At 67.4% G+C, this 23,655-nt stretch carries 16 protein-coding genes; 9 read left to right on the forward strand and 7 right to left on the reverse strand.

The annotated features are described in order from the left end of the window. Positions 1 to 523 precede the first annotated feature (523 nt). Both rpoB and MOQ72_RS06695 read left to right on the forward strand, forming a co-directional pair. Positions 524 to 4,018 (forward strand): DNA-directed RNA polymerase subunit beta, encoded by a 3,495-nt coding sequence (gene rpoB / locus MOQ72_RS06690; protein ID WP_242181216.1) that lies wholly within the window; start codon positions 524 to 526, stop codon positions 4,016 to 4,018. A 111-nt stretch (positions 4,019 to 4,129) separates the two neighbouring features. Beyond that, the gene (locus MOQ72_RS06695) at positions 4,130 to 8,041 is read left to right on the forward strand and encodes a DNA-directed RNA polymerase subunit beta' (RefSeq protein WP_242181219.1); all 3,912 of its coding nucleotides are present in this window, start codon (positions 4,130 to 4,132) and stop codon (positions 8,039 to 8,041) included. Between the two features lie 57 nt (positions 8,042 to 8,098). Here MOQ72_RS06695 and MOQ72_RS06700 read toward each other — a convergent pair whose 3' ends face one another. Both MOQ72_RS06700 and MOQ72_RS06705 read right to left on the reverse strand, forming a co-directional pair. Further along, positions 8,099 to 8,338, reverse strand: coding sequence for a hypothetical protein (locus MOQ72_RS06700; RefSeq protein WP_242181221.1), 240 nt, complete (start codon positions 8,336 to 8,338; stop codon positions 8,099 to 8,101). Further along, entirely contained in the window at positions 8,338 to 8,730 is a 393-nt protein-coding gene (locus MOQ72_RS06705; RefSeq protein ID WP_242181223.1) for a DUF6247 family protein, read from the reverse strand. Before MOQ72_RS06705 ends, MOQ72_RS06700 begins: the two co-directional genes overlap by 1 nt. Positions 8,731 to 8,952: 222 nt before the next feature. Here MOQ72_RS06705 and MOQ72_RS06710 point away from each other — a divergent pair, with 222 nt between their 5' ends. After that, entirely contained in the window at positions 8,953 to 9,723 is a 771-nt protein-coding gene (locus MOQ72_RS06710; protein ID WP_242181225.1) for a hypothetical protein, read from the forward strand. A gap of 77 nt (positions 9,724 to 9,800) precedes the next feature. Here MOQ72_RS06710 and MOQ72_RS06715 read toward each other — a convergent pair whose 3' ends face one another. The 5 genes from MOQ72_RS06715 to pdxR all read right to left on the reverse strand — a co-directional run bounded on the left by MOQ72_RS06715 (position 9,801) and on the right by pdxR (position 14,237). Further along, a complete protein-coding gene (locus tag MOQ72_RS06715; RefSeq protein WP_242181227.1) occupies positions 9,801 to 11,039 on the reverse strand; it encodes a WXG100 family type VII secretion target in 1,239 nt (412 codons plus the stop codon). Next, on the reverse strand, positions 11,036 to 11,395 hold the full coding sequence (locus tag MOQ72_RS06720; RefSeq protein WP_242181229.1) for a WXG100 family type VII secretion target: 360 nt from the start codon (positions 11,393 to 11,395) through the stop codon (positions 11,036 to 11,038). The genes MOQ72_RS06715 and MOQ72_RS06720 overlap by 4 nt, the downstream gene beginning before the upstream one ends. A 2-nt stretch (positions 11,396 to 11,397) precedes the next feature. Continuing rightward, positions 11,398 to 11,835: a YbaB/EbfC family nucleoid-associated protein gene (locus MOQ72_RS06725; protein ID WP_242181231.1), complete on the reverse strand. Its 438-nt coding sequence runs from the start codon at positions 11,833 to 11,835 to the stop codon at positions 11,398 to 11,400. Between the two features lie 518 nt (positions 11,836 to 12,353). Next, positions 12,354 to 12,761 (reverse strand): DUF6319 family protein, encoded by a 408-nt coding sequence (locus MOQ72_RS06730; protein WP_242181233.1) that lies wholly within the window; start codon positions 12,759 to 12,761, stop codon positions 12,354 to 12,356. An 84-nt stretch (positions 12,762 to 12,845) separates the two neighbouring features. Continuing rightward, the gene (pdxR, locus tag MOQ72_RS06735) at positions 12,846 to 14,237 is read right to left on the reverse strand and encodes a MocR-like pyridoxine biosynthesis transcription factor PdxR (RefSeq protein ID WP_242181235.1); all 1,392 of its coding nucleotides are present in this window, start codon (positions 14,235 to 14,237) and stop codon (positions 12,846 to 12,848) included. 159 nt (positions 14,238 to 14,396) lie between these two features. Here pdxR and MOQ72_RS06740 point away from each other — a divergent pair, with 159 nt between their 5' ends. The 6 genes from MOQ72_RS06740 (at position 14,397) to MOQ72_RS06760 (ending at position 23,646) form a co-directional block, all read left to right on the forward strand. Continuing rightward, complete coding sequence (locus tag MOQ72_RS06740; RefSeq protein WP_242181330.1) at positions 14,397 to 14,843, forward strand: carboxymuconolactone decarboxylase family protein; 447 nt, start codon at positions 14,397 to 14,399, stop codon at positions 14,841 to 14,843. A 114-nt stretch (positions 14,844 to 14,957) separates the two neighbouring features. Beyond that, complete coding sequence (locus MOQ72_RS44350; RefSeq protein ID WP_277953645.1) at positions 14,958 to 15,089, forward strand: hypothetical protein; 132 nt, start codon at positions 14,958 to 14,960, stop codon at positions 15,087 to 15,089. After that, a complete protein-coding gene (locus MOQ72_RS06745) occupies positions 15,086 to 15,703 on the forward strand; it encodes a YbaB/EbfC family nucleoid-associated protein (protein WP_242181237.1) in 618 nt (205 codons plus the stop codon). Before MOQ72_RS44350 ends, MOQ72_RS06745 begins: the two co-directional genes overlap by 4 nt. A gap of 33 nt (positions 15,704 to 15,736) precedes the next feature. After that, a complete protein-coding gene (locus MOQ72_RS06750) occupies positions 15,737 to 16,045 on the forward strand; it encodes an ESX-1 secretion-associated protein (protein WP_242181238.1) in 309 nt (102 codons plus the stop codon). Beyond that, positions 16,042 to 21,366 carry a DUF8616 domain-containing protein gene (locus MOQ72_RS06755; RefSeq protein ID WP_277953646.1) on the forward strand — a complete coding sequence of 1,775 codons (5,325 nt, stop codon included), beginning with the start codon at positions 16,042 to 16,044 and terminating at the stop codon, positions 21,364 to 21,366. Before MOQ72_RS06750 ends, MOQ72_RS06755 begins: the two co-directional genes overlap by 4 nt. 105 nt (positions 21,367 to 21,471) lie before the next feature. Then, the gene (locus tag MOQ72_RS06760) at positions 21,472 to 23,646 is read left to right on the forward strand and encodes an ADP-ribosylglycohydrolase family protein (protein ID WP_242181240.1); all 2,175 of its coding nucleotides are present in this window, start codon (positions 21,472 to 21,474) and stop codon (positions 23,644 to 23,646) included. The last annotated feature ends 9 nt before the right edge of the window (positions 23,647 to 23,655 follow it).

Genomic DNA, 23,655 nt, shown 5'->3' on the forward strand with positions numbered 1-23,655 from the left:
CGCTGTGCACGCCGGGGTTCGGCGGAATGACTCCGTTCGGCCGAGTCGTCTCGGGAATAGGGACGCCGATCCCGGATGTTGAGGTATCCGTCACCAGTTCCAGCGGGTCGGCGCGGGCCTGTCAAGGGCCGTTCGGCGGGGTGTTGGGCGGGGCGTTCCCGGGTAGCTGACCCTACCCGGAAGTAGGTCTTTGACCAGGGAAAACCATGTCTGACACGATCACGTCAGGTGATCGTGTCTTGCGCCACGAGGGTGATCGAAGCGTGATCTCTTGACTGCGGGCGCGCGCGGGTTCACTCTGGTCCTCAACACGGGGCTGGGCCGCCGTCGGTGGGCCCCCTCGACAGCTGGCGTCGTTCCGGCTAGACTGCTACTTTGCGCTGCCCACTTTCCGTCTGCCCTGCACCGGGCCGTAGGATCGGTGGCGCCATTGCACCCTTGACAGCCGTGTTAGTGAACTGGGCCCGCCAGCTACTTTCACTGCCGCGGCTGTAGCCAGTTCAGAGTCCCGGAAGGACGCATCTTGGCAGTCTCCCGCGCGACCAAGGTCTCTGCAGCTTCCAACTACACGTCGGGGATCCCTGGGGCACCCAAGCGGGTCTCGTTCGCGAACATCCGCGAGCCGCTGAACGTGCCGAACCTGCTAGACCTGCAGATCCAGTCCTTCGAATGGCTTGTCGGTAACGAAGCCTGGTTCCAGCGCCGGGTCGACGCCGGCGAGGAGAATCCGGTTGGCGGTCTTGAGGAGGTCCTCGGCGAGATCTCCCCGATCGAGGACTTCTCCGGATCGATGTCGCTGTCCTTCTCCGATCCACGCTTCGACGAGGTCAAAGCCTCCGTCGAGGAGTGCAAGGACAAGGACATGACCTATGCGGCCCCGCTGTTCGTCACCGCGGAGTTCACCAACCACACCACTGGCGAGATCAAGAGCCAGACGGTGTTCATGGGTGACTTCCCGATGATGACGAACAAGGGGACCTTCATCATCAACGGCACCGAGCGGGTGGTGGTCTCCCAGCTGGTCCGTTCCCCCGGTGTTTACTTCGACCAGTCGGTCGACAAGACCACGGACAAGGACGTCTTCAGCGTCAAGATCATCCCCAGCCGCGGCGCGTGGCTGGAGTTCGACGTCGACAAGCGTGACACCGTCGGCGTCCGCATCGACCGCAAGCGTCGGCAGCCGGTCACCGTGCTGCTGAAGGCGCTGGGCTGGACGGCCGAGGCGATCCGCGAGCGGTTCGGCTTCTCCGAGACGTTGATGACGACGCTGGAGAAGGACCACACCGCCGGTACGGACGAAGCCCTGCTGGACATCTACCGGAAGCTGCGGCCGGGCGAACCGCCGACCAAGGAGAGCGCGCAGACGCTCCTGGAGAACCTGTTCTTCAAGGAGAAGCGCTACGACCTCGCTCGGGTCGGCCGCTACAAGGTCAACAAGAAGCTCGGCCTCGGCATGCCGTACGAGACCGGGGTGCTCACCGAGGAAGACATCGTCACCACGATCGAGTACCTGGTCCGGCTGCACGCGGCCGAGACCGACATGCCCGCCCGTGGCCAGGGCGAGGGCGCGACGGTCCCGGTCGAGGTCGACGACATCGACCACTTCGGCAACCGGCGCATCCGCACCGTTGGTGAGCTGATCCAGAACCAGGTCCGGGTCGGCCTGTCCCGCATGGAGCGGGTCGTCCGGGAGCGGATGACCACCCAGGACGTCGAGGCGATCACTCCGCAGACCCTGATCAACATCCGCCCGATCACGGCGGCGATCCGGGAGTTCTTCGGCACCTCGCAGCTGTCGCAGTTCATGGACCAGACCAACCCGATCGCGGGTCTGACGCACAAGCGGCGGCTGAACGCGCTCGGTCCGGGTGGTCTGTCCCGGGAGCGCGCGGGCATGGAGGTCCGCGACGTGCACCCGTCGCACTACGGCCGGATGTGCCCGATCGAGACGCCGGAAGGCCCGAACATCGGTCTGATCGGCTCGCTGGCCACCTTCGCGCGGGTCAACCCGTTCGGCTTCATCGAGACGCCGTACCGCAAGGTCGTCGAGGGCCGGGTCACCGACCAGATCGACTACCTGACCGCCGACGAGGAGGACCGCTACGTCAAGGCGCAGGCCAACGCGCCGATCGACGAAGACGGCAACTTCATCGACGAGCGGGTGCTGGGTCGACGCAAGGGTGGCGAGGTCGAGCTGCTCGCACCGACCGAGATCGACTACATGGACGTCTCGCCGCGGCAGATGGTCTCCGCCGCGACCGCGATGATCCCGTTCCTCGAACACGACGACGCCAACCGCGCCCTGATGGGTGCGAACATGCAGCGCCAGGCGGTGCCGCTGCTGCGCAGCGAGTCGCCGCTGGTCGGCACCGGCATGGAGCTGCGCGCCGCGGTCGACGCCGGGGACGTGATCACCGCTGAGAAGGCGGGTGTGGTCGAGGAGCTGTGCGCCGACTACATCACGGTGATGGCCGATGACGGCACTCGCCGGTCGTACCGGATGCAGAAGTTCTCCCGGTCCAACCACGGCACCTGCATCAACCAGAAGCCGATCGTCAACGAGGGCGACCGGGTCGAGGCCGGGCAGGTCGTCGCGGACGGGCCGTGCACCGAAGACGGCGAGATGGCGCTGGGCAAGAACCTGCTCGTCGCGATCATGCCGTGGGAGGGGCACAACTACGAGGACGCGATCATCCTGTCCCAGCGCCTGGTGCAGGACGACGTGCTCACCTCGATCCACATCGAGGAGCACGAGGTCGACGCGCGCGACACCAAGCTCGGTGCTGAGGAGATCACCCGGGACATCCCGAACGTCTCCGACGACGTGCTGGCCGACCTCGACGAGCGCGGCATCATCCGGATCGGTGCCGAGGTGCAGGGCGGCGACATCCTGGTCGGCAAGGTCACCCCGAAGGGCGAGACCGAGCTGACCCCGGAGGAGCGGCTGCTGCGCGCGATCTTCGGCGAGAAGGCCCGCGAGGTCCGCGACACCTCGCTGAAGGTGCCGCACGGCGAGACCGGCAAGGTCATCGGCGTCCGCGTGTTCAACCGCGAGGACGACGACGAGCTGCCGCCGGGCGTCAACCAGCTGGTGCGGGTCTACGTCGCGCAGAAGCGCAAGATCCAGGACGGCGACAAGCTCGCCGGTCGGCACGGCAACAAGGGTGTGATCGGCAAGATCCTGCCCGCCGAGGACATGCCGTTCCTGTCCGACGGCACCCCGGTGGACATCATCCTGAACACCCACGGTGTGCCGCGACGGATGAACATCGGCCAGGTGCTGGAGACGCACCTCGGCTGGATCGCCTCGCAGGGCTGGTCCATCGACGGCGACGCCGACTGGGCCAAGCGGCTGCCCGACGACCTCTACGACGTGGAGCCGGGCACCAACACCGCCAGCCCCGTCTTCGACGGTGCGCGGGAGGAGGAGATCACCGGCCTGCTGGCCTCCACCAAGCCGAACCGCGATGGCGAGCGCATGGTGGGCGCCGACGGCAAGGCGCAGCTGTTCGACGGCCGCAGCGGGGAGCCGTACCCGTACCCGATCGCCGTCGGGTACATGTACATCCTCAAGCTGTCGCACCTGGTGGACGACAAGATCCACGCCCGTTCCACCGGGCCGTACTCGATGATCACCCAGCAGCCGCTGGGCGGTAAGGCGCAGTTCGGTGGTCAGCGCTTCGGTGAGATGGAGTGCTGGGCCATGCAAGCCTACGGCGCCGCGTACACGCTGCAGGAACTGTTGACGATCAAGTCCGACGACGTGGTCGGCCGCGTGAAGGTCTACGAGGCGATCGTCAAGGGCGAGAACATCCCGGAGCCGGGTATCCCGGAGTCGTTCAAGGTGCTGCTGAAGGAACTCCAGTCGCTGTGCCTGAACGTCGAGGTGCTCTCCAGCGACGGCGCGGCCATCGAGATGCGCGACAGCGAGGACGAGGACCTGGAGCGCGCCGCGGCCAACCTCGGCATCAACCTGTCCCGCAACGAGTCGCCGTCGGTCGACGACATCGCGCACTAATCCTCGCCGCCGGTCCGCGGGAGCGATCTCGCGGACCGGCGAGCCGACCCAACCTGGCACCGCTGCCGCCACCACCCGGCAGTACCTTTCGATCAAGGGAGAAGACCCGACGTGCTTGACGTCAACTTCTTCGATGAACTCCGCATCGGCCTCGCCACGGCCGACGACATCCGCCAGTGGTCGTACGGCGAGGTCAAGAAGCCCGAGACCATCAACTACCGCACCCTGAAGCCGGAGAAGGACGGGCTCTTCTGCGAGAAGATCTTCGGCCCGACCCGCGACTGGGAGTGCTACTGCGGTAAGTACAAGCGGGTTCGCTTCAAGGGCATCATCTGCGAGCGCTGTGGCGTCGAAGTCACCCGCGCCAAGGTTCGCCGCGAGCGGATGGGGCACATCGAGCTCGCTGCCGCGGTGACGCACATCTGGTACTTCAAGGGCGTCCCGTCCCGGCTGGGCTACCTGCTGGACCTCGCCCCGAAGGACCTGGAAAAGATCATCTACTTCGCCGCCTACGTGATCACCTCGGTGAACACCGAACTGCGGCACAACGACCTGTCGACGCTGGAGAGCGAGATCAGCGTCGAGCGCAAGCGGGTCGCCGACCAGCGCGACGCCGACCTGGAGGCGCGGGCCCAGAAGCTCGAAGCCGACCTGGCCGCGCTGGAGGCCGAGGGCGCCAAGAGCGACCAGCGCCGCAAGGTCAAGGAAGGCGCCGAGCGCGAGATGAAGCAGCTGCGCGACCGCGCGCAGCGGGAGCTCGACAAGCTCGACGAGATCTGGGAGACCTTCACCAAGCTGGAGCCGCGTCAGCTGATCGCCGACGAGCTGCTGTACCGCGAGCTCTACGACCGCTACGGCGAGTACTTCACCGGCGGCATGGGCGCGGAGGCCATCCAGTCGCTGCTGTCGACCTTCGACATCGGCGCCGAAGCCGAGCTGCTGCGCGAGACCATCCGCAGCGGCAAGGGCCAGAAGAAGCTGCGCGCGCTCAAGCGGCTCAAGGTCGTGGCGGCCTTCCAGGCCACCGGCAACGACCCGAGCGGCATGGTGCTCAACTGCGTGCCGGTCATCCCGCCGGACCTGCGGCCGATGGTGCAGCTCGACGGTGGCAGGTTCGCCACCTCCGACCTCAACGACCTGTACCGCCGGGTGATCAACCGCAACAACCGCCTCAAGCGACTGATCGACCTCGGGGCTCCCGAGATCATCGTCAACAACGAGAAGCGGATGCTGCAGGAGTCCGTGGACGCGCTGTTCGACAACGGTCGTCGCGGGCGTCCGGTCACCGGTCCGGGCAACCGGCCGCTGAAGTCGCTGTCCGATCTGCTCAAGGGCAAGCAGGGCCGGTTCCGCCAGAACCTGCTCGGCAAGCGCGTCGACTACTCCGGCCGTTCGGTCATCGTGGTCGGCCCGCAGCTGAAGCTGCACCAGTGCGGTCTGCCGAAGGAAATGGCGGTTGAGCTGTTCAAGCCGTTCGTCATGAAGCGGCTGGTCGACCTCAACCACGCGCAGAACATCAAGTCCGCGAAGCGGATGGTGGAGCGCCAGCGCCCGCAGGTGTGGGACGTGCTGGAAGAGGTCATCGCCGAGCACCCGGTGCTGCTCAACCGCGCTCCGACGCTGCACCGCCTCGGCATCCAGGCATTCGAGCCGCAGCTGGTGGAAGGCAAGGCCATCCAGCTGCACCCGCTGGTCTGCGAGGCGTTCAACGCGGACTTCGACGGCGACCAGATGGCGGTGCACCTGCCGCTGTCGGCCGAGGCCCAGGCCGAGGCCCGGATCCTGATGCTGTCCAGCAACAACATCCTCTCGCCCGCGTCCGGTCGGCCGCTGGCGATGCCGCGACTGGACATGGTCACCGGCCTGTACCACCTGACCCGTCAGGTGGACGGTGCAAAGGGCGAGGGCCTGGCGTTCTCCTCGGTCGGTGAGGCCATCATGTCCTTCGACCGCGGTGTGCTGGACCTGCAAGCCAAGATCAAGATCCGACTGCGCGACGTGGTGCCGAACAAGTCCCAGATGCCGGAGGGTTGGGAGCCCGGTCAGCCGTGGCTGGCCGAGACCACCCTTGGACGGGTGTGGTTCAACGAACTGCTGCCCGAGGACTACCCGTTCGTCGATGACCTGCTGCCGAAGAAGAGGCAGGCCGCGATCGTCAACGACCTCGCCGAGCGGTACCCGATGGTCACCGTGGCGCAGACCCTGGACAAGCTCAAGGACGCCGGTTTCCACTGGGCGACTCGCTCCGGGGTGACCGTGTCGATCACCGACGTGGTGGTGCCACCGGCCAAGACCGAGATCCTGGACAACTACGAAGCCAAGGCGGACCAGGTCGAGAAGCGGTACCGCCGCGGCGCGCTGTCCTACCAGGAGCGCAACGCGGAGCTGGTCAAGGTCTGGACGGCCGCCAAGGACGAGGTCGCCGAGGCCATGGAGGCGAACTTCCCGGAGGACAACTCGATCAGCATGATCGTGAAGTCCGGGGCCGCCGGTAACATGACCCAGGTCGTCCAGCTGGCCGGGATGCGCGGTCTGGTGTCGAACCCGAAGGGTGAGTACATCCCGCGTCCGATCAAGGCGAACTTCCGCGAGGGCCTGTCGGTGCTGGAGTACTTCATCTCCAACCACGGTGCCCGCAAGGGTCTGGCCGACACCGCGCTGCGGACCGCCGACTCGGGTTATCTGACCCGTCGTCTGGTGGACGTCTCGCAGGACGTGATCGTCCGCGAGCCGGACTGCGGCACCGAGCGCGGCATCAAGATGCCGATCGCGGAGCTGCTGCCGGACGGCAAGCTGCTGCGCGACGCGCACGTGGAGACCAGCGTCTTCGCCCGGACCACGGCCGAGGACGTCACCGACTCCGACGGCAACATCGTGCTCGCCCGCGGTTCCGACCTGGGTGACCCGGCGATCGAGAAGCTGCTCGCCGCCAACATCACCAAGGTCAAGGTCCGCAGCGTGCTCACCTGCGAGTCGGGTGTCGGGGTCTGCGCGGTTTGCTACGGCCGTTCGATGGCCACCGGCAAGCTGGTGGACGTCGGCGAGGCGGTCGGCATCGTCGCCGCCCAGTCGATCGGTGAGCCGGGTACCCAGCTGACCATGCGCACCTTCCACCAGGGCGGTGTCGCCGGTGACGACATCACCACCGGTCTGCCGCGTGTCCAGGAGCTGTTCGAGGCGCGGGTCCCGAAGGGCAAGGCGCCCATCGCCGACACCTCGGGCCGGATTCGGCTGGAGGACAACGACCGCTACTGGAAGATCACCATCATTCCGGACGACGGCGGCGAGGAGATCGTCTACGACAAGCTGTCCAAGCGGCAGCGGCTCGCGGCGATCTCGGTCGACGGCACCGAGCGGCAGATCGCCGACGGCGACCACGTCGAGGTCGGCCAGCAGCTGCTGGAAGGTGCGGTTGACCCGCACGAGGTGTTGCGCGTGATGGGGCCGCGGGAGGCCCAGCTGCACCTGGTGCGCGAGGTGCAGGAGGTGTACCGCTCGCAGGGTGTGGGCATCCACGACAAGCACGTCGAGGTGATCGTCCGGCAGATGCTGCGGCGGGTCATCATCATCGACTCGGGTGCCACCGAGTTCCTGCCCGGTTCGCCGGTCGAGCGCTCGCAGTTCGAGGCGGAGAACCGCCGCGTCGTCGCCGAGGGCGGCGACCCGGCGTCCGGCCGTCCGGTGCTGATGGGCATCACCAAGGCGTCGCTGGCCACCGAGTCGTGGCTGTCGGCGGCCTCCTTCCAGGAGACGACCCGCATCCTCACCAACGCCGCGATCGAGGGCGCGAGTGACAAGCTGGTCGGCCTGAAGGAGAACGTGATCATCGGTAAGTTGATCCCGGCTGGTACGGGCATCAACCGGTACCGCAACATCCAGGTGCAGCCGACGGAGGAGGCGCGGGCCGCGGCATACGCGATCCCGTCCTACGACGACAGCTACTACACCCCGGATGTGTTCGGCACCGGCACCGGTGCGGCAGTTCCGCTGGACGACTACGACTTCGGCCGCGACTACCGCTGAAGTTGACCAAAGGGCCCCTGTCCGACTCCTCCGGACAGGGGCCCTTTTCTATGCCGATCAGTAGATGGCCGTGATGCGAAGCATGAGGATTTTCAGTACTTGGTCAACAACCGCATAGTGGACGAAGCCGTACTCGAAATCGGCCGAGTAGTAGTCGAACTTCTTGTTGTACGTGCCCTGTTTCGGGTTTTCCTCCAGCCCTGCCACGAACGTCTTCAATGCGGCGAGTACCTCGTTGGGCAAAGTGTCGCGCACCCGTTCGGCCTCCGAACACCAACGAATGTCGTAGCGCGGCATCATTGATCCCCAGGCCGAAGCACGTGGGAGAAGGCCCAGTTCCCCTCGGCATTCCTGCGGTATACGTGGTTGGTTCCGTCAGCTTGCGGGCGCCACTCTTCGCCGAAGACCGATTCATCGCCGTTCTTGATGCGTTCGAGTACCTCGTTGACGTAGGGGGCGGGGTTGGCGGCGGCACACGCAACAGCCCAATAGCGGTTGATGACCTTCTGGACGCGGTCCAGGTCGAAGTCGTCGTCGGATTCCGCCATCGCCTGGTGGAATTCGCGTTCGAACTCGACGCAGTTCTCGGGATCCAACTCGCTCAGGGTGCGGTGGATCGCGGGGCCGGTCCGGTCGACGATCACCTGCATCCGAGCGCAGTACTCCGCTGGAATGTCGTTGCTGGGCATGGGTTTCAACGTACCGGGCAGCGTCCCGCCCGAAAGTCCCTCAACCCGGTCAAGCACGCTATTTCGGGTTCCGTTCGGATGATTTCTTCGAGGTGAAGGGCACCTTTGACCGAGTTAGCCGGTCGAAGGTGCCCTTCACTCATCACTTGATCGTGTGGTTCGCCCCGGGTGCTTGGTTGTGTCGGGTTGAGCCGTTAGCGTGTGCGGCGGCGGGAGGTGGGGATGAACCACCCTGGACAGCCGGTTGTTCCGGTCGTGGCGTGGGCTCAGCGGCTCGGGTGGCGGGTTGCTTGGAACGTGCCCGGCGAGGTGTTGGAGCAGTTGCCCGGGGCGCCTTTTCACAAGTACCGGCGCAAGTCCGTGCCGATCCTGCTGGCCGGGCGATACCAGGGGATGTCCGCGATGGCGGTGCACATCGACTTCACCTCGAAGCAGTCCAGTGCGGCTGGTTCGTACTACTCGGCCAGCACGGAGACGTACGTCAGCACCTCGACCACCAAGCAGAAGGTGTCGACCTGCGGCGTGGTGGTCCTGGAGTTGCCATCGCCGGTTCCCGAACTTGTGGTGGACGAGAAGCGGGACAAGCTGGACGACGTCTCTGACTTGTTCAGCTTCAACCGGTCCAAGGACATCTTCCAAGGCGAGGCCGTGGACGTCGGACCGGCCGCGTTGCACTGCTACCACGTCTCCGGCGCGCCGCCGGAGTTCGTCCGCTCGGTGGTGACCGTGGAGCGGACGCAGTGGCTCTACGGCGGAGGGTTGGGCCCGGCATCCAACACCACGCTGGGCAAGGTCTACTTCCGGCTCTCCGGCCGCAAGGTCATCGTCTGGTCCGGACGCAACTTCGAGGACACCGCGGTGCTCGACAGCCTCTTCGGCATCGCCCAGGAGATCCTGCGCTGGATCCCACCTGCGGCCTACCAGGACCCGATCGCCGCCGAAGCGGACCGCCAACACGTCCCACTACCCCAACTCCAAGTCCCCTTCGAGTGATCTTTTCGAGGTGAAGGGCACCCGTGACCAAGTAACTGGGGCACGGGTGCCCCTCACTCGTCACTGGGTCGGGTGGTTTACCAGTCGAGGTTGCCGCTGATCGTCTTGTCCGGTGGGACTTCCGTGAAACCGCCTTCCCGGGCTTGCTTTTCCAGGGCGTCCGCCGCTGAGCCGGTGCTGTCGGCGAGGTTGTTCAGGGCGGACCAGCCGACTTCCTTCTTCCCGTAGCTCGGGTCGGCGGGTTGGCTGGTGCTGGTTCGTCCGGTGCTCGGGTCCACGATGGGGTCGCCGTTGCTGTCGACCTTCGTGTGCGAGCCGTCCGGGTTGATCCTGGCGACATCGCCGTCGCCGTCAACGGCGTAACCGTCCTCCTTGGCCTTTTCGATGTCCCCCTTGGCGACCTGGTCGGCGATTCCCTTGCCGTCGCCCAGTTCCTCCTTCGTGCCACCGAGGACCTTGCTGCCGATGTCAGCCGGGCTCTTGCCGCCGTCGCCGCCCGGCTTGCCGTCGGTGATCTGCTGGACGCTCTCGTAGATGCGGATCGCGTCGATGATCATCTTGATGATGGTGATCACCTTCATGATCTTGTCGATGATCGCCGTGATCTTCTGGATCTTCTGGATCTGCTGGGCGGCGCGGGCGCAGGTGATACCCGCTTCCGCGGTGGTCGCCGCCGTCGCGGCGGCGACCGAGCCGCCGAAGGTCGGGCCCGCGGTCGCCGTCGCGGTGATCCAGGTGGTGATCGCCCAGGTCAGGAAGTCGGCGAGGATGCCCTTGATGACGCCCTCGGCCGCTTCCATCATGGTGCCGCTCATCTGCAGCAGTTGGGAGAGGTTGTTGGCCTGGCCACCGGTGGCCTGCACGCCCTCGATGAACTTGGCCATCTTCTTGCGCAGCGCGTCGGCTGCTTCGCCGTCCCAGCCGTTGAGTTCGGTGTCCAGGGTGTTCGTCAGGTTCTCGGCCAGCTGGTCGATTTCGCCCTTCACCCCGGCGAATGCTTCCGCGCCCTTGGCCAGGGCTTCGCTGTCGCCGGTGACCAGTTGGATCGCGTCCCGCACCGGGGCCACGAAGTTGATCACGAACTCGACGCCGGTGCCGATGAGGAAGCTCATCGGGTCCAACGCGAAACTCGTCGCGCTGGACAGGTAGCTCTCGATGTCGCCCTTGAGCGCTTCGACGTCGCCCTGCCCGGCGTGTTCGTCGGCGCTGATGATGTCCTTGACGAACGGCAACTTCCCGAACGCCGAGCCGTCGACCGGCGAAGCGGTCGGGTTGAGCGCGCTGTTCTCGCTGATCGCTTCCGCATTGCTGGTCACCAGGAACCGCCTCCTCCGCGACGGCCGTCACCGGCGCCCTTGCCCAGGTCGCTGAAGATCTTGCTGAACATGTCGGCGATCGACTGGTCGGCGTTCTGGTACTCCTTGCCGCACGCGGCCAGGTCCGCGCCCGCTTTGCTCAGACCTTCGGCCGTCTCGTCGAGGTGCTGCTTGAACTTCTCCAGCAGCTCGCGGTAGGAGCTGTAGGTGGTGGCCAGGCCGAGCAAGCCCCAGGAGACCTCCGGGACTTCGGCCGCCGCTGTTTTGTCCTTTATGGACTTGGCATCGGCGTTCATGCGGTCGACGTTGTCGCCGCAACGCATGATCGCCTCGGCGGGTGCTTTGTAGCCGGGCATCTTCATCTCCCGCCGTCGAGGAAGGAATCCGGCATGTCGTCGTGGGCCGGGGCATCCTGGGGCCGCTCGACCTGGGCGCCGAACAGCTCGTCCTGGGTGCGCAGGATGCGTTCGAGAACATCGCTGTCCGGCACGTACTCCTGCACGATTTCGGCCTGCTTGCGGGCGGCCTCGGCGACCGCTTGCTGCAAGGTGCCCAGCACCGTGTTGGACAGCTGCGCGGGTGATTGGCGCAGCGCGTCTTGGGTGAACTGGATTCCGGTGACCCCACCGGCGCTGGCGGTGACGCTCACCGAACGGTCCTCTGAGGTGGCGGTGGCCTGCAACTCGCTGATCTGCTCGCGCATCCGGCCGAAGTCGCCCATCTGCTCTTCGGCGCGGCGACCGGCCTCCTTGAGCGCCGCCAACTTGCGTTGCATGTCGTCCAGATCCGCTGGCATGCTGGCCTCCTCAGCCCAGTGCCGATTGGTCCTGATCGACGATCATCGCTGATCGGCAGGCGTATCTGGAGTCCGTAGCGAGGAAATCCCAGAGTTGGCCCAACCTCTGGCGCCGCTCGCGTATTGGCTGGTCATCGTCAGTGGGCCGAACGGGCGATGCGCGAATTGGGTCCGCAATGCGCGTGGCCCTTGATGAATCGCCGGGAAGACTTGGTTCGCGATCGTCGAAACGCCTGAGCAGCGGTCTTGATCGACCGGCAGGTGCGGGAGTTGCGGTACTCCCGGTGAATCTGGAAGTCTCGCACTGCGCACCCTACTGTGCAGTAGTTCGGTCGGCGTCCGAGCAAACCGGGTCCGGACTTGGGGGGCATGCCGTGTCGTCGAGGGGCCGACACGGCATGCCTCGACCCGCGCGCCGACCAAGAAGGGCGGGCGACGAAATCTCGGGCGCCACCCAGGTTTTCCGGGTGACGCCCGAGGAGTCGCAAGTGCTCGTCCGGCGAAAGTGGTTGCGGCGCTCAGCTTTCGAGTTCGGCGAGGGCCTTGCGGACCCGCTCGACCTCGGCTTCCAGCTCGGCGAGTTTCGCCTCGTGCTGCTCGCGGGCGGCGCTCAGCACGCTTTCGATGGTGTCGGAGATGTCCTGGTGCAGCTCGGCGGCAGCCTTGGAAACCGCGGCGGCCGCGACCGGCAGGCCCTGTACGACGCGCTTGCCCGAGTGCATCAGGTCGGCCTGCCACTCGCCGTCAGCGGTGCCGGTGACCGTCAGCGTCAGCTCGACCGTGCGGGTCTTCTTCGCGGCGCTCTGCTTGCGGGCCCGCGGCTTCTTCGGCGCTGCGTCGGCGACCTCGCCGTCGGCTGCTGGCTGCGCCGCCTGCTCGGCCTGGGTCTGGTCGGTCTGCTCGGTGTTGGTCTGTTCTTCGGTCAACTCTGTCTCCTGTGTGTCACGGCGGGGGAACCAGGATAGAACAGGTGTTCCCCATTGTGCGTTGCGGATGTGGTGCTCGATCGGTCACCGCTGGAGAACGGCGACCAATGCTTGCAGTGCGGGGCGGAAGGCGTGCTCCGCGGGGGCGGCGTAGCCGATGACCACGCCGGGCGGGTGCTCGCCGGGCGTCGCCCAGTACGGCCCGAGCACCTCCAGTTCCACCGAGTGCTTCCGCGCCCGAATCAGCACTTCTCGCTCCGTCGGTCCCTCCGGGTCGAGCTGCAGGGTGATGTGCAGTCCCGCCGAGATCCCGGCCGGGTACGGCCGGTGGTTCGCGCGCATGTCGTTGAGCGCGTCGCGGAGCAATTCCCGCCGCTTCCGGTAAACCGCACGCGATCGGCGGACGTGTTGATCGTAGGCGCCCGACCGGATCAGCTCCGCCAAGGCCAGCTGCTCGAACAGCGGGGCGTGCAGTCCGCTGTGCTGTTTGAGCGTGCGCACCGGTTCCACCAGCCGCGGCGGCAAGGCCAGCCAGGCGAGCCGCAGGGCAGGTGCGAGCGTTTTGCTGGCCGTGCCCGCGTAGGCGATGTGGTTGGGCGCCATGCCTTGCAGCGAGCCGATGGGCTGGCGGTCGAAGCGGAATTCGCCGTCGTAGTCGTCCTCGATGATCAGCCGGTCCTCGGCCTTGGCGAGCTGGACGAGTTCCATCCGGCGGGCCGAGCTCATGGTGATGCCGAGCGGGAACTGGTGCGCCGGGGTGACCACCACGGCCCGGCTGTGCTGCCGCGTGATGTCGATGCCGTCGCGGTCGACGGGTACTCCCCGCACCGCCATGCCGAGGCTGGCCGGGATGGCGCGCAGGTGCGGCAGGGACGGGTCCTCGAAGTCGATCACGTCCAGCCCCTGGTCGTACAGGGCCTTGCTGAGCAGCGATAACGCCTGCGTGTAGCCGTTGCAGATGATGATCCGCTCCGCTGCGGTGGCCACCGCGCGCACTCGGGCGAGGTAGTCGGTGAGGGCTTCGCGCAGCGCGGGATGGCCCTGCGGATCGCCGTAGTCGAGGTCGCCGGGCTCGGTCGTCTGCAGGGCGCGGCGGCTGGCCGCCAGCCAGTCCCGGCGCGGGAAGGAGCTCAGGTCCGGTCGGCCGGGGCGGAAGTCCCAGCGCGCCGCCGGGGTCTGCGGGCGAGCCGGGAGGGTCACCGGGTCCGGGCTCGCCAGCCGCTCGGCGACGGTGGTCGGCGCGCCTTGGCGGGACAGCAGGAAACCCTCGGTGACCAGTTGGTTGTAGGCGCGGGTAACCGTGCCGCGGGCCACGCCGAGGTCGTGCGCCAGCGCACGGGTGGACGGAATGCGGCTGCCCGCCGGGAGGCGGCCGTCGCGGATCGCGGTGCGCAGCGACTCGGCCAGCTTGCGGCTGTCGGGTCGGCCCACCCAGTCCAGGTGCAGATCCAACGAAGTGGACCATCCGGCTGTCACAGCAATTGACCCTACCGTCGTCCCAGGTGCACGTACCCGGACATCGCTGGCCGGGACCGGGCGGGCGAGGTCGGGACGCGTCGAACTGGACCACGGAAGTGGCTGAGAACTGGACCAATTCGATGGTCCGGTTGCTCGTACGTTGGGAGTGTGAGTGGAATGCGAATCGACCTGCACAAGACCAGCCCGGCTGCCAGTCGCGCCATGTTCGCGCTCCAGGCGGCGGTCACCGAGGAATCCGACCGGGCGGGCCTGGACCCCGAGGTCCGCGAACTGGTCAAGATCCGGGCGTCCCAGCTCAACGGCTGCGTGTTCTGCCTGGACATGCACATCGCGGAGGCGCGGAAGCAGGGGGTGGGCGAGCAGCGGCTCGACCTGCTGGCCGCCTGGCGGGAGGCGGACCTCTACTCCGAGTCGGAGCGCGCCGCCCTGGCGTTGACCGAGGCCGTCACGAACCTGCCAGCGGGCATCCCCGACGACGTCTGGGAAGACGCCGCCGAGGCGTTCACCGAAGAACAACTCAGCGCCCTGGTGTGGGCTGCGACGTCGATCAACGCCTGGAACCGGCTCGGCGTCACCGCGCAACGCAGCGTCCCGCGACGCTGATCGCGTCGCGGCATTCGCGAGTGGTGTCGACTCGTAGGAGCGGCCATTACTACTCGTGCGAATCAACATCGCGACGATAGCCCCTGGGAGCGCAGGTCAGGAGATACGGCACCCGTGGCTGAGTCCCACTCGGCTGGGGGTGCCGCTGCCTTGTTGGTGATCGTCACGACACTTGAAATCCGACTGATCCGGCACGGCCTCGGCGCGCGATTGATACCGTTCCCGCCGCAGGACAAGATCGAGTGATCCGCGCTGGGGACCGTGCTGCCGCCAGCGCGGCGGAGCAGTCGGGGGGATGTGTGTCGGAGGGCTTCGGCGCGGACATCGGTGCCACTGAGCGGATGGTTCGGCAGTGGCAGGAACAGGCGGCCGAGAAGGCCGAGAAGTTCGCCCGGATGCAGGAGGAGATCGAGCAGATCTCGGTGACGGAGTCGTCGCGGGATGGTGCGATCCAGGTGACCGTGAGTTCCGCTGGGATCTTGCAGGATCTGCAGTTGGCGGAGAGCGCCGGGAACCGTCCGATGGTGAGGTTGTCCGTTGAGATCATGCGCACGGTGCAGGCGGCGCAGGCGAAGATTCCTGAGCTGATGCAGCAGGCGGTGGTTGACACCGTCGGCCTCGACGATTCCGCCGCGCAGCACGTGGTGGATCAGGCCCGCAGGTACTTCCCGGAGCCGCCCGAGGACGAGGACGCTCCGCAGCAGCGCGGTGCTGGTGTGCAGGAAATGCAATTCGGCGTTGACGACGACTACGACCAACCACAACGCCGCCAGCCCCCGAATCCTCCCCAGCAGCCGCCGTCGCGTCGCCGTCCGGACGACTTCGACGACGACCTCAGCGGCGGCTCCTTCCTGCGCTGACTGTGCCGAGCCTGACCCGAGAGGCCCTCCGCGATGCCCGACGAGATGAACGTCGTCATTGAGAACCTCCGCACCCATGCGTCCAAAGTGGATGGTGTGGTCGACCAGTTGAACGTCGCCGTGGATGCGTCGCAACAGGTTTCGCTGGACAACGATGCCTACGGCATCCTGTGCCGACCGTTCGCCTGGATGATCGATCCGGTGGAGCAGCACGGCGTCGAGACGCTGCGCAAGGCAGTGGAAGCGATGCAGGAGGTCGCGGACAACGTGCGCGGGGCCGCCGAGGAATACCAGTCCGTCGATGACAACAACAGCTCGATGATCGGCGGCATCGAGGTATGAGCAACCCGCTCGTCGCGCGGCAGGAGCAGAATCCGGACGGGCCCGGACCGCTCACCGCGGGCACCGGGGACGCCGGATGGGGCACCGGAATCGGCATCGCCGAATCCATCAACGACGTCACCAGCCTCAACGACGGTTCCAGCTGGGTCGAGGCCGGACTGGCCTACGGCGGGTTGGCGATGGAAGTCGTCAGCATGGCCGTCGACCCCATCGGCACCCTGCTGTCCTACGGCCTGTCCTGGCTGATCGAGCACGTCGAGCCGCTGAAGGAGGCGCTGGACTGGTTCGCCGGTGACCCCGACGGCGTCAAGGCGTACGGGGAGACCTGGGCCAACGTCGCCAAGGCGGTCGGTGAGGCCGCGACCCAGTACAACGACGCGGTCAAGGCCGACACCGCCCACTGGACCGGCGCGGCGGGCGACGCCTACCGCAAGCACGCCGCCGAGAAGGGCGAAGCCCTCAGCGGCGCTTCGGAGTTGGCCGACACGATCAGCACGGTCGTGACGATCATGGGCGAGGTCGTCTCGTTCGTCCGCGAGTTCGTCCGCGACCTGGTCGCCGACTGCATCTCCCGGCTGATCACCTACGCCCTGGAAGCGCTTGCGCCACCGGTGGTTTCGCTGGCGTGGGTGGTGCCGCAGGCGGTCGCGTTCATCGCCAAGACGGTCAGCAAGATCGCCGATGTCGTCACCAAGCTGGTCAAGACGATCAGCAACGTGGCACCGAAGCTGGCCAAACTGGTCGAGGTCTTCGGCGATGTCATGAAAGCCCTGGGCAAGCTCGGCAAGAAGGCCGCCGACGGCGTCGGCACCGGCGCGAGCAAGATCGGCAACGTCGCGGAGAAGTTCGACGTCGCGGGAAAACTCTCCGACAAGGTCGCGGAAAAGGCTTGGCAGAAGTTCGACGACACCTTCGGCACCGACGTCGTCGGCAAGCACGACGCCAAGATCGGCGGCCCTGACGCGCCGGGCAGCGGTTCGGGTGCCGGGTCCGGCTCTTCGGGCGACAGCTCCAGTGGTGGGGCTGGATCGGGATCTTCCGGCGATGGGTCCGGTGCTGGTCCTTCGGGCAGCGGTGCTGGGTCGGGTTCTGGTTCCGCGGGCGGGGGTTCGGGCTCCGCGTCGTCGAGCAGCGCAAGCGGCTCCGGTGCTGCGGACAGTCCCAGCTCGGCCCCTGGTTCGAGTTCGTCGGCGGGTGGTCCTGGTTCGGATTCGCCGCGCGGTGGCACAGATTCTGGTTCGGCTGCGCCGGAATCCGAGCGGGCGGCCGACGTCACCTCGGGCTCGGCGGATGTGCCCCGCAGTTCGTCCTCAGTGGACAGTGGTGCCAGCGGTCCGGGGGCCAATGTCGCGTCGGCGTCGGACGGCTCTCCCGGCTTGGGCGGTGGTTCCGCTGGTGGTTCGAGCTCGGGTGGCTCCGTCTCCGACGGTTCGCCCTCCGGTGGTTCGGTTTCCGGCGGCGGTGGTCCATCGGGTGCGCCTGCTTCCGCCGGCTCCGCAGCGCCGCAGGGTCCGGATGTGCCGAACCGTCCGGCCAGCACCTCTTCTGCCAGCGTGGACGCTCCGGCTCGACCGGAGACGGGCGTCGCCCCGCCTGCCCCAGGAGCGCCGTCGCCGCGTCCTGACCAGCCCGCTTCCGGAGCCGTAGGCGGCGGTGCCACCGGTGTTCCGATGGGTGGCGCACCGCCGTCCTCGCGCGGCGGAGGCCGTCCCGGCTCGGGTGGTTGGACGGGCGCACCCGGCAGCCCCGGCGCAGCCGGGCGAAGCATTCCTGCCGGGCGCAGCCCGGAAGCGCCGCGACCGCGCGGCCCGGAGGGCGCGGGGCGGCCCGCGAGCCCGGCCAGGCGCGGACCGGCGCAGCCGGACGCGCCGCACCGGCCGGGCGGACCAGCCCGCCCCGCAGGGGCGGCGACGGGTGGGCCGGGACGGCCCGGAGGGCCGGATGGCCCGGCTCGGCCGGGCGGACTGGCGCGACCGGATGTTCCGCCCCGGCCGAACAACCCAGCTCCCCGCCCGGAAGGCCCCAGCGGCTCGTCCCGCCGGAGCCCGGACGGATCGGTCCGCAATGGACGGACGGACGCCGGTCCTGGTGCGCCCCGCCAGCGGCAACCGGAAGCACCTGCCAGCCCGAACGACCCTGCTGGGCCCCGCCCGCAAGCCACGCCGCAAGGCATGCGCCCCCATGCTGACGCGCCGCATGCCGCGCTCCGCGTAGACGGCCCGGCCCGGCCGGACGTGCCGCGAACGACCCCGCCCGCTAGTCACGCCGACCGGCACGAATTCGCACCCGTGCGCCACGACTCCTTCACACACGTCAAGGGCGAAGGAGTCCAGCACTGGGGCCCCGGCTGGCAGCAGCGGATGGCCGAAGACGCCCGCATCCGCGCCGAGTCCCTCGGCTACCACCAGAAGCCGGAAAGCCCGAGCACCCCGGACCCGGAAGCGCCGCAACGCTGCACACCGGAGTCAATGGCCGCCGAGCAGCCCCCGGAGAATCCGACGTTGCACCACCGCAACGTGGGCGTCCCGGCCCAGCCGCCGAAGCTCTCCGACGACCTCCGGGAGAAGCTCGGCGACTACTACCGGAACATCAAGCCGAGCCCTGCCGGGTTGTCGATGCTCGGCAACTCGGCAGGGCCGAGCTTCAAACCGCACATGAACCGGATGCCGACGCCGTCGGTGGATCCGAAGCGGTTCACCGTCGAGGTGCACGGCAGCCCCACCGGCGTCCGCCTCGGCGACAAGGACCTGAATGCGAAGGAACTCGCCGAGATCATCCGGAATTCGCCCGGATACACGCCGGGCGAACCGATCCGCCTGCTGTCGTGCCGCACCGGCGCAGACCTGCCGGACGGGAGCCCGAACTTCGCCCAGCAGCTGTCGAAGGAACTCGGTGTCGAGGTGCTCGCCCCGAACACCGACGCCTGGGTCGACAACTACGGAAACCTCTACGCCAGCAAGGACCGGGCCAGCTTCGACCCAGGCGCCTCGGGCACGCCGCAACCGAGCTTCGACGAACCCGGCCAGTGGACCAGCTTCCGCCCGAACGGCACCGGAGCAACCCACGAAAGCCCTTTCCCACCAGGCCACGAACCAACCTGGGACCGCGGCGGAGTCCACGCCGACGCCGCCCAACGACGCGGGTTCGAGCAACCGCCCAAGGAGTTCCAACCGCCTGGTGGCCCCGCCTGGAGCGGCTGGCATTCCCGACCCGACGCCTACGGCACGCAGATCCAGGGGCATCTCTCGCCGACCGGCGAATTCGTGCCGCACGGTTCGTACGACGCCTTCGGCAAGTGGACTCCGCACGGACAGGTCGACAACGTCGGTCGGTGGGTGCCGGGCCATCCGGACGCCAACGGCAATCTGGTGCCCAACGGGCATTACGACCGCAACGGTGCGTGGATCCCGCACGGCCGCACCGACGAGTTCAACCGTTGGATCCCGGTCCACCTCGACTCGGCGGGCTACCACGACCTGGGCCGGTTCAACTCCCAAACGCACCAGTGGGAACCGCTCGGCCACGTCGACCCGAAAACCAACCACTTCGTCTCCGACGCCCCGGTCACCCCACCTGCGTTCCACCAGACCCCGCAGCACGGACAGACACCTCAGCCGACAGCTGCACAAACCGAATACGCACCACACCAGCAACCCGGACAGCACCCACCGACTGCCCAGCAAGCGCCGCATCAACTGCCGATGCAGCAGCAACCTGCCGCGCAGGCCCCGCAACACCCGAACTACCAACATCCTGCCGCCCCGCACGCCGGACAACAGCCGCAGCAACCTGCAGCTCCGCAATCGCATCTGCCGTCGGGCTGGCAGCAACCGCAGCAATCCGCATCCCCCCACGCCGGGCAGCAGCCGCAAGGCATCCATCAGCAACCGGCCGCAGGACGGCAACCGCCGCGGCTGCCGATGGAGCAACCGCACGCTGCGCCCCGCAGCCGTCCCGCCTCATCGGATCAGCACGCGCCTGCTCCGCAGCGCTCGGCGATGGGAACGCCGCAGCCCCCGCCAACCCGACAAACTCCGAGCACGCCGCAGCAGCCTGCACCGCCATCCGCACGACCGCTGGGCCCGCCGCCGGTCGATGTGCGTGGCATGCCGCGTCAGGCACCGACCGGTCCGAGCCCGTCGGCACCGCCGCCCGTGGAGGTCAGCGGCCCGCGCCAAGCGCCTGCCGCGCCACGCCAGACAGTGCCACCGGTGGATGTCAGCGGCCCGCGTCTGGATAGCCCGCCGAATCGGGGCAACACGCCAACCGCCGACGTCAGCGGTCCGCCGCAGACGCCCAGCAGCCAGCAAGGAGACCTGGATGCGGAGGCCGGCGGCCGGAGCCCAAGCGACTCCACGAACCCCGCGCCGCAGTGGCGGGAAGCGGATGGCGGAAGCCCGTTCGACGCAGCGGACCCCAGGCCGGATTCGTCCTCCTCCGGGCAGTCCGACGCAGATGCGTCGACGCAGGACGTGGATGGCGAGAGCTCACACCACGATCCCGAGCCGTCCGACCACGACGTCGATTCCGACGAGCACGACCGGCCTTCGCTGACAACTGAGCTCGCCTCGGGTGATGAGCCGTACTTCGCACCTGACTACGTGGCCAATCCCGACTTCCGAGCCACCGAGCAGGACGCAATGCACATGCAGCACATGTACCCGCCAGGCGAGTGGAAGAAGGACATCCACGGCTTCCGGGCTATCGTCGACAGCCACCCCGATTTGAAAGCGATCGGGTTTGACCAGGCGATGGGGGTTCGGGGCTACACCGCGTGGCATTCGTACGGCCCCATCAACCAGGCGCTGCGTGAGGGTGACGTCGACGCGTTGCGGCGCTTTGACGGGCACATCCGTTGCGCGGTGTCCGCGCTGAACCAGCTGCCGCGAGTCGAATTGCCCGACAACCAGGTGTTCCATCGAGTCATGATGGGTGGAGACATCGACAAGATCGTCGGCCAGTACGCCGAGGGCGATGTCACGATCGAGCACGGCTTCACGAGCGTTTCGCAAGGCGAACCGCTGTTGGAGCCGGGCAAGGGAACTGAAGTTCACATGGAGATCGAAGGGCATTCGTTCCGCGATGTCTCCTTCTTCGCCAAGAAGGCTTCCGAGAACGAAGCGATCGCCCCGCCGGGAATTGCCCTGCTGTGCACCGAGAAGCGCTACGACGAAGAATTGGGTTGCTGGAAGCTGAAGTTCGAGGAGGTCGAAGTTCCCCGGAACCCGGACGGCTCCCTCACCCAGCGACCCAAGGTCCTCACGACACCGGAGGAGTCTGCGATAGCGGCGAAGATCGACATGATGACGGCGTTCGGCTGATGGGTGCGGGAGCGCGCGGTGAACGATGGAATCGGGCGAGGGTGAGGTAGGACCGTGTCGAGGTTTCCGAAGGCTTTTCGCCCTGTGGCGCCGGACTCGCTCGGTGTGCGGCCCGACACTGCGCTGAACGTGCGGGCAGACCTCTTCCGGCGGGCGTCGGATGCCGTTATGGGGTTCGGTGTCGGTCTGGGCCTGGGCGAGTGGTTGGTGCGGGCCGAGCGCGAGCCGACACCTGCTGCCCTGGAAGGAGTCCCCGGCGATCTTGGTCTGGCGCTGTTCACCCTCGATGGGCTGATCCGGGCCCATGTACGTCGTAGGCTGACGGGCGAGACCGATCCGGTCCGCGAGATCGACAAGGCCAATCAGCGGTTGCTCGGGTGGCGGGAACACGTGGCGGCCGGAAGCACTCCGGAGCAGGCCGACGGCGGGTTCCTCGACGATTGCCTCCGGAGGCTGCTGATTCCGGCTGGTTCGGCTATCCCGGATCGGAGTCGGTCCGGGTTTCTCGGGAAACCGAGCGAAGCTGCCTGCTTGCTGGTGGCGCCGATCGTGGCGTTGTGGAGCCCAGAGGTCGGTGTTGTCCGGGATTTGGCCGTGCAGATCGTTGCGCAGTTCAACCGAGAGCCGCTGGACCAGGCTTCGGCTGCGGCGCTCGCGGTGTTCACGCATCAGCTTCTCGCTGGTTCGAACCAGCTCCGCGCGCTCGATGCCGCACAAAGCATGGTCGGCGAGTTGTCGGCAGCGGCCCCGATCGTGGACATGATCAACCAGGTCCATGAAAGCATCGTTGCGCACGCTGGAAACATCTCGCTGTCCGAGGTGAGCGCTTTCGGCCCACCGTCGTCGGCATTCGGAGTGCTCGCCCGGATTCTCGCCGCGCCCTTCGCGGAACGTGAGTTCTTTCCGGTGCTTCGACGGATTGCGCAGGACTGCGGCGGTTCCTCCATTGCCGGAGCCCTGCATGCCGGGCTGATCGGTCTCGTCTCGGCGGGCCACCGCCTGCCGGACGAACAACTCGCCGAAGCGCCACTGGCCCAGTTGCTCGGTGTGCTGACCAGGGATGCCACCAGGGAATTCGGTCCGGAACCCCCGGAAAGCGTGGAGTGGCTGAAACGCTATCCGGTTGCGTCGGACGCAAAGGACGCAACGACTCAGCCATCCCGCGCGCACTCGGCTCCTGCCACCCCGCCGCTCGACGCGCACGAGCGGTTCTTGGGGTCGATGATCGCCGGGGCGATGGGTGACGCTCTCGGCTACGCCATCGAGTTCCACGACATCGGGATGATCCGGCAGGACCACGGCGCGGCCGGGCTCACCGAGCCGGTGCGCCGGGACGGGGTCGCTCAGATCTCCGATGACACGCAGATGATGCTGTTCACCCTCGAAGGGCTCATCCGGGCGCACGTCGCTCGGCGGATCGAGCCGACCGACAACGATCCGGTTCCCGAGGTGCAGCACGCCTACCAGCGGTGGTTCCACACGCAGAACCAGCCCTGGGAGCGGGCCGGTGGCCCTTACACGCAGCACCTCCAACAGCCCGACGGGTGGTTGATCACGAACCCGGAGCTGTTCAGCGCTCGGGCTCCGGGCAGTACCTGCATGTCCGCGCTGGCCAAATTCGCGCAGACGCACCAGCACGCCAACCCGCAGTTCAGGATCAACGACTCCAAGGGGTGCGGTGGGGTCATGCGCGCCGCCCCGGTGGCGGTGTGGTCCAACGACCCGGCCGAGGTCTTCGCCGCCGCCGTCGGCACCGCCGCCCTGACGCACAGCCACCCCAGCGGCTACCTGTCCGCCGGGGTGCTCGCGGTGATCGTGCACCAGCTCATCCGGGACGTGTCGCTGCCGGAAAGCGTGCGGATGGCGCGCGAACTGCTGATCCGGTGGCGCGGGCACGAGGAGCAGCTGCGGATCCTCGACGCAGCCGTGGAACTCGCGAAGCAGGGCCCGGTCAGCCCGGAGGAGCTCAAGGACACCCTCGGTGAAGGTTGGGTCGGCGAGGAGGCTCTCGCGATCGGCCTCTACGCCGCGCTGGCCACGGATAACCTGCGGGACGCGCTGTTGCTGTCGGTGAACCACTCGGGGGACTCGGATTCCACCGGGATCGTGTGCGGCAACATTGCAGGGGCGCGGTACGGGACGCGGGCCATTCCGCCGGAGTGGTTGGCAACCCTGGAACTGCGCGAGTTGGTCGAGACGTTGGCCAAGGACGCGCTCGTCGAGTTCAGCCCCGGACCGCCCACCGATCCGGGTTGGACCCGGCGCTACCCCGCCTGGTGACCACGAGGG

It is taken from the genome of Saccharopolyspora soli (genome assembly GCF_022678645.1).
Lineage (GTDB): Bacteria > Actinomycetota > Actinomycetes > Mycobacteriales > Pseudonocardiaceae > Saccharopolyspora > Saccharopolyspora soli.